This is a genomic window from Pluralibacter sp., assembly GCF_019237635.1.
Taxonomy (GTDB): Bacteria; Pseudomonadota; Gammaproteobacteria; order Enterobacterales; family Enterobacteriaceae; genus Enterobacter_B.
This window is the reverse complement of record NZ_JAFAGS010000149.1, coordinates 73,180-84,835: the sequence shown is the minus strand read 5'-3', so window position 1 is coordinate 84,835 and position 11,656 is coordinate 73,180. Positions and strand designations below refer to the sequence as shown.

Below are 11,656 nucleotides of genomic sequence, written 5' to 3'. Positions count from 1 at the left end.
ATAAAGATCGGGCTCCGGCGACAGCAGCAGCGTCAGCGCGTCCAGCAGACTGGACTTACCCCAGGCGTTCTCCCCTATCAGGACATTGTTCTGCTCCAGCATCAACGACATCCGGTTGATTCCGCGAAACCCGACTATTTCCACTCTCTCGAGAAGCATACGCCCTCCGTCCGTCAAAATATTCCCTTTCGTTAACAGCAGTATAGCGGGGTCACTTCCTGGATGACACCTGCATTAATATAATGTTATTGCAAAAAATTTCCGGACAGAACGACAGCGCATAAAAAATAAGTCTGCTAGTAGTTTATCAACTTAATTGTTATTAATTCGAACGGATCGCGGATCTTTGATTATACCAAATTACTCTATACTGATATCCCCCCATTCTGCACAAGGAATAATGGCAAAAAACCTTAACATAAATTTATTTGTGCAAATTAACTGGTAAAGGGATGTGTTTCGTTCTTAAAATAACGGTCGTATTAATTGTGTCGTCATCCCTTTGTGGCGATAAATAAGATCCGGTGCGGGAATACCGTCACCGTTATTTTTTTGAGGTGGTTATGTTCAGAAAACTGGCAGCGGAATCCTTTGGTACATTCTGGCTGGTATTTGGGGGTTGCGGTAGCGCCGTCCTGGCGGCAGCGTTTCCGCAGTTGGGAATTGGTTTCGCAGGCGTTGCGCTGGCATTTGGTTTAACCGTACTGGCCATGGCATTCGCCGTCGGTCATATTTCCGGTGGTCACTTTAACCCGGCGGTCACATTAGGTCTGTGGGCTGGTGGTCGTTTCCCGACGAAAGAGGTTATTGGCTATATTATCGCTCAGGTCGTTGGCGGGATTATCGCCGCTGCGGTGCTGTACGTGATTGCCAGCGGTAAAACCGGTTTTGACGCTGCGGCCAGCGGTTTCGCTTCAAACGGTTATGGCGAACACTCTCCGGGCGGCTATTCAATGCTTTCCGCTATTGTTATCGAAATCGTCCTGACCTGCGGCTTCCTGTTGGTTATCCACGGCGCGACGGATAAAAATGCCCCGGTGGGCTTTGCGCCTATCGCCATTGGCCTGGCGCTGACCCTGATTCACCTGATCAGTATTCCGGTCACCAACACCTCCGTAAACCCGGCGCGCAGCACCGCGGTCGCTATCTTCCAGGGCGGCTGGGCGCTACAGCAGCTGTGGTTGTTCTGGGTGATGCCGATTATCGGCGGAATCCTCGGCGGCGTGCTGTACCGTACACTGCTGGAAAAACGTAGCTAACCTTTTTTGCTACGACACAACGCCCGGCGATGAAAATCTGCCGGGCGTTTTTTATTTTCCTGTTTACTGCGCCGCATGAATTGAGTAGTGTCATCTGCGCTATTTTTACTCACAGGGTGCGCGCTGTTCATGTTTTCGGGATTATTGATCATTCTTATACCGCTGGTGGTGGGATACCTGATTCCGCTGCATCAGACGGCAGCCTTAAAACTGATTAACCAGTTGCTGAGCTGGATTGTTTACATCATTCTCTTCTTTATGGGGATAAGCCTGGCGTTTCTGGATAATCTGGCGAATAGCCTGTTGGCTATTTTGCATTATTCCGTCGTTAGTATTGTGGTTATTCTGCTGTGTAATATTGCGGCGCTGTTGTGGCTTGAACGTTCTCTTCCCTGGCGTCATCAGCACCGGCAGGAGAAATTACCCTCACGAATTGCGATGGCGCTGGAATCTTTAAAATTGTGCGGTGTAGTGGTTGCAGGCGTCGCGCTGGGGTTAACGGGTTTCTCTTTTTTACAGCACGCAACAGAAGCCAGCGAATATACGCTTATTTTCCTGCTGTTCCTTGTCGGTATTCAGTTACGTAATAACGGCATGACCTTAAAGCAGATCGTGCTTAACCGTCGGGGAATGATTGTCGCAGTGATGGTGGTCGCCAGTTCAATGATAGGCGGCGTGATTAACGCCTTTATTCTTGACCTGCCGTTAAAAACCGCGCTGGCGATGGCTTCCGGTTTTGGCTGGTATTCGCTATCGGGGATTCTGCTGACCGAATCGTTTGGCCCGGTTATCGGCAGCGCCGCCTTCTTTAACGATCTGGCGCGCGAGCTGATTGCTATCATGCTGATTCCAGGCATGGTCCAGCGTAGCCGCTCCACTGCGCTTGGCCTCTGCGGCGCCACCTCCATGGACTTCACCCTCCCGGTGCTGCAACGTTCCGGCGGGCTGGAGATCGTCCCTGCGGCCATTGTTCACGGCTTTATTCTTAGCCTGCTCGTACCGCTGCTGATGGCGTTCTTCTCAGCCTGATCCCTCTTTGGCGGTAGGCAACTACCGCCAAAATTGCGCTATATCAATATCCCTTTAAGTTGTATCACAAATTCCTTTTCAGCCTCGTTGCACAAGCCTACCCTAAAACATGTATATCAAATATAACTTTAAAGGGTGTGACTATGTTCTGTGTGCAATGTGAACAAACAATTCGTACTCCGGCTGGTAATGGCTGTGCATACGCGCAAGGTATGTGCGGTAAAACGGCGCAGACATCAGACTTACAGGATCTGCTGATCGCCGCGTTGCAAGGGCTGTCCGCCTGGGCGGTAAAAGCGCGTGAATACGGCATCATCAACCACGACATCGACAACTTCGCCCCGCGCGCATTTTTCTCCACGCTGACCAACGTCAACTTCGATTCTCCGCGCATTGTGGGTTACGCCCGTGAAGCCATTAAGATGCGCGAGGCGCTGAAAGCGCAGTGCTGCGCTATCGACGCCAGTGCCGCCGTAGATAACCCGATGGCAGGTCTGCAACTGGTGAGCGACGATCTCGGCGAACTGCAGCGCCAGGCCGCCGCCTTTACCCCGAATAAAGATAAGCTCGATATTGGCGAAAATATTCTCGGCCTGCGCCTGCTGTGCCTGTACGGCCTGAAAGGGGCGGCGGCCTATATGGAACACGCCCACGTCCTGGGACAGTACGACAACGCTATCTACGCCCAGTATCACACCATCATGGCATGGCTCGGCACCTGGCCTTCTGACATGAACGCGCTGCTGGAATGCGCGATGGACATCGGCCAGATGAACTTCAAGGTGATGAGCATCCTGGACGCTGGCGAGACCACCACCTACGGTCACCCTACACCGAGTCAGGTCAACGTGAAGGCGACCGAAGGGAAATGCATTCTGATTTCCGGTCATGACCTGAAAGATCTCTACAACCTGCTGCAACAGACCGAAAGCACCGGCGTTAACGTCTATACCCACGGCGAAATGCTGCCCGCCCACGGCTACCCTGAACTGCGTAAGTTTAAGCACCTGGTCGGCAACTACGGCAGCGGCTGGCAAAACCAGCAGGTCGAGTTCGCCCGCTTCCCGGGGCCGGTTGTGATGACCTCAAACTGCATCATCGACCCCACCGTCGGTCAGTACGACAACCGTATCTGGACGCGCAGCATCGTCGGCTGGCCGGGCGTGAACCATCTGGAAGGCGACGATTTCACGCCGGTTATCCAACAGGCGCAGCAGATGGCGGGCTTCCCGTACAGCGAAATCGAGCACCTGATCACCGTCGGCTTTGGCCGTCAGACCCTGCTGGGCGCCGCTGACACCCTCATCGATCTGGTCAGCCGCGAAAAATTGCGCCACATCTTCCTCGTCGGCGGTTGCGACGGCGATCGCGGCGAGCGTTCCTACTTCACCGACTTTGCCACCAGCGTGCCGGATGACTGTCTGATCATGACGCTGGCCTGCGGCAAATATCGCTTCAACAAACTGGACTTCGGCAGCATCGAAGGTCTGCCGCGCCTGGTTGACGCCGGTCAGTGCAACGACGCCTACTCCGCGATTATCCTCGCCGTCACCCTGGCGGAAAAACTGGGCTGCGGCGTGAATGACCTGCCACTGTCGCTGGTGCTCTCATGGTTCGAGCAGAAGGCTATCGTTATTCTGCTGACGCTGCTGTCGCTGGGCGTGAAGAACATCGTCACCGGGCCGACGGCCCCAGGTTTCCTGACGCCGGACCTGCTGGCGGTGCTGAATGAGAAATTTGGTTTGCGCTCAATCACCAGCGTTGAGCAAGACATGCAGCAGTTGCTGAGCGCGTAAGGAGACCGTCATGACCATGCCCACTCCACAGTGTCCGTGGCGTATGCAGGTTCACCACATCCGGCAGGAAACGCCGGATGTCTGGACGCTGTCGCTGCTGTGTCACGATTACTACCCGTACCGTGCAGGGCAGTATGCGCTGGTGAGTATTCGTAATTCAGCCGACACGCTGCGGGCCTATACCCTCTCGTCCACGCCGGGGATCAGCGAGTACATTACGCTGACCATTCGTCGCCTGAACGACGGCGCTGGCTCCCGCTGGCTGACCCGCGACGTCAAACGCGGCGACTATCTGTGGCTGTCGGATGCGCAGGGGGAGTTCACCTGCGACGACAAGCCGGACGATAAGCTGCTGTTGCTGGCGGCGGGATGCGGCGTGACGCCGATTATGTCCATGCGCCGCTGGCTGGCGAAGTATCGCCCACAGGCCGACGTGCAGGTTATTTTCAGCGTCCGTTCGCCGCAGGATGTGATTTTTGCAGACGTTTGGCACGACTACCCGGTAACGCTGGTGGCGGAAAACAACGCCACTCACGGCTTTATCGCCGGTCGTCTGACCCGCGAACTGCTGCAACGCGTGCCGGATATCGCCTCACGCACAGTGATGACCTGCGGCCCGGCGCCGTATATGGATATCGTCGAACAGGACGTCAAGGCGCTGGGCGTGACCCGCTTCTTTAAAGAGCAGTTCTTTACCCCGGTTGCCGAAGCCGCCGCCAGCGGGCTGAAATTTACCAAGCTGCAGCCCGCCCGGGCGTTTTATGGTCGGGTCGGCGCCACGCTGCTGGAGGCGCTGGAAAGCAATAAGGTGCCAGTTAACGCCGCCTGCCGCGCGGGTGTCTGCGGCAGCTGTAAAACCCGCGTGGTCTCCGGCGAATACAGCGTCAGCAGCATGATGACGCTGAGCGAGGCGGAAATCGCCGACGGTTACGTTCTGGCCTGTTCATGCCATCCGCAGGGGGACCTGGTGCTGGCGTAGCAGGCAGCCCCATTACCACATTCAAGGCCAGCGTGACGCTGGCCTTTTTCATTTCCCCCACGCTGACATCCGCGTAAAGACCAGGCACAACGAATCGTTTCATCTAAGCTTGTAAGCGATATCACAAGAAGGTGATGGACAACCATGAAGCAAACCGTTGCTGCCTATATTGCCAAAACGCTGGAGCAGGCCAAAGGTTTCAGCCTGTATATGCTGCGCGCGATCATCAGCGGACGCGGCGATGACGTAATCCAACTGGCGAAAACCAACTGGCTCAGGTAAAAAGGAGGCATACCCCTGATGCGAAAAAGGAAATACTGTGATCGACTTACGTAGTGATACCGTAACCCGTCCGGGTCGTGCCATGCTGGAACAGATGATGGCCGCGCCGGTCGGAGACGATGTGTACGGGGATGACCCGACCGTGAATGAACTTCAGCGCTATGCCGCAGAACTCAGCGGTAAAGAAGCCGCCCTCTTCCTGCCTACCGGCACCCAGGCGAACCTGGTGGCATTGCTCAGCCACTGCGAACGCGGCGAAGAGTATATCGTTGGCCAGGGCGCGCATAACTACCTGTATGAGGCGGGCGGCGCTGCGGTGCTCGGTAGCATTCAGCCGCAGCCGATTGATGCCGCCGCTGACGGCTCCCTGCCGCTCGACAAAGTGGCCGCCAAAATCAAACCGGACGATGTCCACTTCGCGCGCACAAAATTGCTGAGCCTGGAAAACACCCATAATGGCAAAGTACTGCCGCGCGACTACCTGCAAGCGGCGTGGGAATTTACCCGCGAACACAATCTGGCGCTGCATGTTGACGGCGCGCGCATTTTTAACGCCGTCGTTGCCTGCGGCTGCGAGCTGAAAGACATCACCCGGTACTGCGACTCGTTCACCATCTGCTTGTCCAAAGGATTAGGTACGCCGGTAGGTTCACTGCTGGTCGGCTCTGCGGACTACATCAAACGCGCCACCCGCTGGCGTAAAATGACCGGCGGCGGTATGCGCCAGGCCGGTATTCTTGCGGCAGCGGGTCTGTATGCGCTCAAAAACAACGTACAGCGCCTGCAGGAAGACCACGATAACGCCGCATGGATGGCGGAACAGCTGACAGCCATCGGCGCTGACGTTATGCGCCATGACACCAATATGCTGTTCGTGCGCGTCGGCGATAGCCACGCGGCGGCGCTGGGTGACTACCTGCACGAGCGCGGCGTGCTGATCAACGCGTCGCCTGTCGTTCGTCTGGTCACGCATCTGGACGTTAACCGCGAACAGCTGGCTGACGTCGTCCGTTACTGGCAGGCTTTTTTGCAGCGCTAAGGAGTTCACGTGTCGCAACCCATTCTGGTGCTGGGCGCCAGCGGCTATATCGGCCAGCATCTGGTGACCGCGCTGAGCCAACAGGGCTACACCGTTCGGGCGGCGGCACGGCGCATTGACCGCCTGCAAAAGCTGGCGCTGCCGGGCGTCAGTTGCCATCACATCGATCTTAACTGGCCGCAGGGGTTGCCTGCGCTGCTCGACGGTATCGATACGCTGTACTATCTGGTGCACGGCATGGGTGAAGGCGGTAACTTTGTCGCCCATGAGCGCCAGGTGGCGCTTAACGTCCGCGACGCGCTACGTGAAGTCCCGGTTAAACAAATTATCTTCCTGAGCTCGCTACAGGCCCCTGAGCATGAACAGTCAGACCATCTGCGCGCCCGTCAGATAACCGGCGATATCCTGCGCGAAAGCGGGGTCCCGGTAACGGAACTGCGCGCCGGGATCATCGTCGGCGCCGGGTCCGCCGCCTTCGAGGTGATGCGCGATATGGTCTATAACCTGCCGGTGCTCACCCCGCCGCGTTGGGTACGATCGCGCACCACGCCCATCGCGTTGGAAAACCTGATGCACTACCTTCTGGCGTTACTCCATCATCCCGGCAACACCAATCGGGTGTTTGAAGCGGCAGGCCCGGACGTGCTGAGCTACCAGCAGCAGTTCGAACATTTTATGGCGATAAGCGGCCGCCATCGCCTGCTGGTGCCAGTCCCCTTTCCCACCCGCTGGATTTCGGTGTGGTTTTTGAACGTCATCACCTCGGTGCCGCCTACCACCGCAAAAGCGCTGATCCAGGGGCTGCGACACGATTTGCTGGCGGACGATCGCGCGCTGCGGGCGCTGATTCCCCAGCAGCTTATTCCGTTTGACGATGCGGTGCGCAGTACGCTGAAAGAAGAAGAGCACCTGGCCAACTCCAGCGACTGGGGTTATGACGCCCAGGCCTTCGCCCGCTGGCGTCCGGAATATGGCTACTACCCCAAACAGGCGGGGTGCTCGGTGAAAACCACCGCCAGCCTGAGCGCCTTGTGGAAAATCGTTAACCGCATCGGCGGTAAAGAACGCTATTTCTTCGGCAATATTCTCTGGCAGATCCGCGGCTGGCTCGACCTGCTGGTCGGGCATCGGCTGGAAAAGGGCCGTCCGTCCCACGAGTACCTGCAAACCGGCGATACGGTCGATAGCTGGAAAGTGATCATCGTCGAGCCGGAAAAGCAGCTGTCGCTGCTGTTCGGTATGAAGGCGCCAGGGCTAGGGCGGCTGACCTTTTCGTTTAGCGATAAAGGTACGCACCGCGAGCTCGACGTCCGCGCCTGGTGGCATCCGCACGGTATGCCGGGGCTGTTTTACTGGCTGTTCATGATCCCCGCGCACCTGTTTATTTTCCGCGGAATGGCAAAACGAATTGCGAAGCTTGCAGAGGAAATCACAGACAAAGTCTAAATCCAGGCGTTTTTCTTCGCAGTTTCCCATTGCAACTCAGCGGAATTCACGGAAAAATGCGCACGAAATTCTTTTCGGACACAGTGGATTGATATGAAGGTACTGGTCACCGGGGCCACCAGCGGTTTAGGCCGCAATGCGGTGGAATATCTGCGTCGCAAAGGCATCAGCGTCCGGGCGACCGGGCGAAATGAGGCGATGGGTCGGCTGCTGGAAAAAATGGGCGCCGAGTTCGTGCACGCGGATTTAACCGAGCTGGTCTCCTCGCAGGCCAAAGTGATGCTGGCCGGAATCGACACGCTGTGGCATTGCTCAAGCTTCACCTCGCCGTGGGGAACACAGGAAGCGTTTGACCTGGCGAACGTCCGCGCCACCCGCCGTCTGGGTGAGTGGTCGGTAGCCTGGGGCGTGCGAAACTTTATTCATATCTCGTCGCCGTCGCTCTATTTCGACTACCACCACCATCGCGGCATCACCGAAGATTTCCGTCCGCGCCGTTTCGCCAATGAATTCGCCCGCAGCAAAGCGGCCGGTGAAGAAGTCATCAACCTGCTGGCGCAGGCAAACCCCAACACCCGCTTTACCATTCTGCGTCCACAGAGCCTGTTCGGGCCGCACGATAAGGTGTTTATTCCGCGTCTGGCGCAGATGATGCATCACTACGGCAGCGTGCTGCTGCCGCACGGCGGCAGCGCGCAGGTGGATATGACCTACTACGAAAACGCCGTCCATGCCATGTGGCTGGCAAGCCAGCCTGCCTGCGATAAGCTCGCCTCGGCCAGAGCCTACAACATCACCAACGGTGAACCACGTAGCCTGAAAAGCATCGTGCAAAAGCTTATCGACGAGCTGGACATTACCTGCCGCATTCGCTCTGTGCCCTACCCGATGCTCGATATGGTGGCCCGCAGCATGGAACGTTTCGGCAATAAATCGGCGAAAGAGCCTTCGTTCACCCACTATGGCGTATCGAAGCTGAACTTCGATTTTACCCTCGACATCACCCGCGCCCGCGAAGAGCTGGGCTACCAGCCCGTCGTCACGCTGGATGAAGGCATTGTGCGCACCGCACACTGGCTGAAAGATCACGGTAAACTACACCGTTAAGCCTGCCTGGCGTCAGATACTGACCTGACGCCCAATCTCGATAACCTGGTTGTGCGGCAACGAGTAGTAATCCGTAACGTGCGAGCTGTTGCGCTTCATAAAGACAAACAGTTTACGCTGCCAGGCTGGCAAACCGTGATGCGGCGCCCCGACGATCGACTCATGCCCGATATAGTAGGTGGCATCCGCGAAATCGACCTGTTTAAACAGCTCAATGCCCTGTAGCAGCTGCGGAATGTTCGGTGTTTCCATAAAACCGTAGCGCGCCATCACCCGATACACGTTTTCATCGACTTTCCGTACCTGCACCCGCGCCGCGCTGGCGACGCGCGGTATCATGGCGATTTCTATCGTAGTCACAATGAGGTTTTGCTGTAGCGCATGGTTACGGGCTACGTGCCACGACATCACCGCAGGGGTAATATCCGGTTGCTTGGACAAGAAAATCCCGGTTCCGGGCACCCGGGCAACGGTGTTCTCACGGAGGGTCTGTAAAAAGGACGTCATGGTAACTGGGTCTTCCTTAATACTGCGGGCGATTTGCGTCGTTCCCCGACGCCAGATAATCATCAGTATGCAGAGCGCGGCAGCAAGCAGCAGCGGGATATAGCCACCGTTCATTAGCTTCGCCATATTCGCCGCCACAAAGCTGCTGTCAATCACCAGAAACGCCCCGGCCACCAGGGCGCAGGAGACGCGTCCCCAGTTCCAGATCTGCCGCATCGCAATAAACAGCAGGCATGTCGTCATCAGCATCGTCAGCGACACGGCGATACCATACGCCGATGCAAGCCCTGCCGACGAACGGAAAAAGAGCACCAACGCCAGCGTCGCCGCCATCAGCGCCCAGTTCACCGCGCCGATATAAATCTGCCCGTAATTATCCTCTGCCGTTTGGGTGATCCGCATCCGCGGCAGCCAGCCGAGTTGAATCGCCTGGCGAGTCATCGAAAACGCGCCAGTGATGATAGCCTGGCTGGCGATAATGGTCGCCAGCGTCGCAAGAACGATCAGCGGCCCGCGCAGTACCGACGGCGCCAGCCGATAGAAAATATTATCAGTCAGGTGCGGATTGGCCAGAATAAAGGCCGCCTGCCCCGCGTAGTTGAGCAGCAGGCAAGGGAAAACCAGACCAAACCAAGCGAACCACACCGGCCGTTTGCCAAAGTGCCCCATATCGGCATACAGCGCCTCCGCGCCGGTGACGCACAGAAACACGCCGCCCAGAATCACGAAGCTGGCATAGCCGTTGGAAAACAGAAAATGGATGCTGTACCAGGGGTTCAGCGCCTTCAGCACTTCAGGGTTCAGTATGATGCCGTGAACGCCGAGCATCGCCATGCTCATAAACCAAACCACCATCACTGGCGCAAACCATTTGCTGATACGGGCTGTACCGAAATGCTGAACGGAAAAGATGGCGACCAGAATAGCGATGGTGATCGGCAGAATATAGGGCGTCACGCCCGGAATGATAAGCTCCATCCCCTCCAGCGCGGAGAGCACGGAAATAGCAGGGGTCACCGCGCCATCGCCATACACCAGCGCCGCGCCAAACAGCCCGGCAAAGATGATGGCCCGATGCTGCTGCCCCTTGCCGGTCAGCAACGACATCAGCGCCAGGATACCGCCTTCCCCGTTGTTGTCGATGCGCATGGCAAGCATGACATACTTCACCGAGGTGATGAGGATGAGCGTCCAGAACAGCAGCGATAGCGCGCCGAGGACGGTTTCCGGTTGGGTATTATCACCCGCGAGCTGAAGCACTGCATTGAAGGTATACAACGGGCTGGTGCCGATATCGCCAAACACAATACCCAGCGCCCCAATCGCCAGTAAAAACAGCGGCGAGCGGGTTGACGAATCGGAGACATTTGCGTGCGACATATGTTATCCCTTTATTGACGCGAAAACAGATTCCCGGACCGCAAAAAGCGTACCGCTTTCATCAGTATAGTGTGTATAAAGGGTAAACGGCGCACAAGGGCACAAAAAATGGCAACTCACCGGCGTGACATTTTAATACTTAACAGGTAATGAATTGATTTTTATTAAATGGCCTTTATCAACCTCAATATACTCCCCTCTCTTCAGCTCGGAGAGTATTTTAACAATAGTGCTACGCGCCAGATTGGTGTACTCCTGAATGTAGTCATAAATATTTATTTTATGCTGACCGAGGATAATTAAGTCATTAATTTCCAGCAAAAACTCGCGGATTACGTCATAGGCGCTACGCGCCACCAGAATATCATCACGCTTGTTAGCAACCAGTAAATACCAGGTCAGGATTTTAGTCATTTGCGACCACGCATTGGCCTGAGTCAGTAAGGCAATAAATTCTGATTTTTTGATCATTCTGACGATGAGTTCGCTTCGGGCCAGGCCATAAACATGACCAACATCGTTAAATATGCTGGTAATCCCAAACATGAACGGGTTCCTGGCGGTAAAGAGACAAAGATCGTCGTAAATACGTCGGTATTCAAACTCACCATTTAAAACAACATAAACATACTCTGAATTAACATAATTTAAACGCTGCCATTTTTTGATGTGCTTTTCAGGAAAACCATCTGTTAATGAGATCAAGTAATTAACCTCATCGACAGGTTTTATTTTATCCCGGTAAATACTTAACATGACATCACCTATAACCCCATAAAAATCAGTTGCGTGGCATGCAGAAAAAGCAACACAAGAAAGACCTCAACAACAT

10 protein-coding genes and 1 pseudogene are annotated in these 11,656 nt (G+C 55.7%); 8 read left to right on the top strand and 3 right to left on the bottom strand.

Annotation, left to right across the window (positions count from 1 at the left end):
- Positions 1 to 159 (bottom strand): DUF2813 domain-containing protein (locus JO226_RS17460; RefSeq protein ID WP_293607028.1); only part of this gene is annotated, 159 nt, incomplete at its 3' end.
- A 404-nt stretch (positions 160 to 563) separates the two neighbouring features.
- On the opposite strand from JO226_RS17460, the gene aqpZ reads away from it, so the two are divergent.
- From aqpZ to JO226_RS17420, 8 genes and pseudogenes are all read left to right on the top strand, one after another.
- Positions 564 to 1,259: an aquaporin Z gene (gene aqpZ / locus JO226_RS17455; protein WP_293607023.1), complete on the top strand. Its 696-nt coding sequence runs from the start codon at positions 564 to 566 to the stop codon at positions 1,257 to 1,259.
- Positions 1,260 to 1,388: 129 nt separating this feature from the next.
- Positions 1,389 to 2,288 (top strand): lysine exporter LysO family protein, encoded by a 900-nt coding sequence (locus JO226_RS17450; RefSeq protein ID WP_293607022.1) that lies wholly within the window; start codon positions 1,389 to 1,391, stop codon positions 2,286 to 2,288.
- A 143-nt stretch (positions 2,289 to 2,431) separates the two neighbouring features.
- Positions 2,432 to 4,084: a hydroxylamine reductase gene (gene hcp / locus JO226_RS17445; protein ID WP_293607021.1), complete on the top strand. Its 1,653-nt coding sequence runs from the start codon at positions 2,432 to 2,434 to the stop codon at positions 4,082 to 4,084.
- A gap of 10 nt (positions 4,085 to 4,094) precedes the next feature.
- Positions 4,095 to 5,063, top strand: a complete 969-nt coding sequence (hcr, locus tag JO226_RS17440; protein ID WP_293607020.1) for an NADH oxidoreductase — start codon at positions 4,095 to 4,097, stop codon at positions 5,061 to 5,063.
- A 180-nt stretch (positions 5,064 to 5,243) separates the two neighbouring features.
- Positions 5,244 to 5,345, top strand: a pseudogene (locus JO226_RS17435) (pyruvate dehydrogenase); the annotation flags it as partial.
- Between the two features lie 37 nt (positions 5,346 to 5,382).
- Positions 5,383 to 6,384 (top strand): low-specificity L-threonine aldolase, encoded by a 1,002-nt coding sequence (ltaE, locus tag JO226_RS17430; protein ID WP_293607019.1) that lies wholly within the window; start codon positions 5,383 to 5,385, stop codon positions 6,382 to 6,384.
- Between the two features lie 9 nt (positions 6,385 to 6,393).
- Complete coding sequence (locus JO226_RS17425; RefSeq protein ID WP_293607018.1) at positions 6,394 to 7,830, top strand: SDR family oxidoreductase; 1,437 nt, start codon at positions 6,394 to 6,396, stop codon at positions 7,828 to 7,830.
- Between the two features lie 93 nt (positions 7,831 to 7,923).
- Positions 7,924 to 8,937: an NAD(P)-dependent oxidoreductase gene (locus JO226_RS17420; protein ID WP_293607017.1), complete on the top strand. Its 1,014-nt coding sequence runs from the start codon at positions 7,924 to 7,926 to the stop codon at positions 8,935 to 8,937.
- A gap of 12 nt (positions 8,938 to 8,949) precedes the next feature.
- Here JO226_RS17420 and JO226_RS17415 read toward each other — a convergent pair whose 3' ends face one another.
- Both JO226_RS17415 and JO226_RS17410 read right to left on the bottom strand, forming a co-directional pair.
- A complete protein-coding gene (locus tag JO226_RS17415; protein WP_293607016.1) occupies positions 8,950 to 10,824 on the bottom strand; it encodes a potassium transporter Kup in 1,875 nt (624 codons plus the stop codon).
- 132 nt (positions 10,825 to 10,956) lie between these two features.
- On the bottom strand, positions 10,957 to 11,580 hold the full coding sequence (locus tag JO226_RS17410) for a helix-turn-helix domain-containing protein (RefSeq protein WP_293607015.1): 624 nt from the start codon (positions 11,578 to 11,580) through the stop codon (positions 10,957 to 10,959).
- Positions 11,581 to 11,656 lie beyond the last annotated feature (76 nt).

Coding starts and splice junctions, on each gene's coding strand:
- hcr (WP_293607020.1), top strand. CDS start 4,095: ATGACCATGCCCACTCCACAGTGTCCGTGGCGTATGCAGGTTCACCAC.
- JO226_RS17415 (WP_293607016.1), bottom strand. CDS start 10,824: ATGTCGCACGCAAATGTCTCCGATTCGTCAACCCGCTCGCCGCTGTTT.
- hcp (WP_293607021.1), top strand. CDS start 2,432: ATGTTCTGTGTGCAATGTGAACAAACAATTCGTACTCCGGCTGGTAAT.
- aqpZ (WP_293607023.1), top strand. CDS start 564: ATGTTCAGAAAACTGGCAGCGGAATCCTTTGGTACATTCTGGCTGGTA.
- JO226_RS17450 (WP_293607022.1), top strand. CDS start 1,389: ATGTTTTCGGGATTATTGATCATTCTTATACCGCTGGTGGTGGGATAC.
- JO226_RS17420 (WP_293607017.1), top strand. CDS start 7,924: ATGAAGGTACTGGTCACCGGGGCCACCAGCGGTTTAGGCCGCAATGCG.
- JO226_RS17410 (WP_293607015.1), bottom strand. CDS start 11,580: ATGTTAAGTATTTACCGGGATAAAATAAAACCTGTCGATGAGGTTAAT.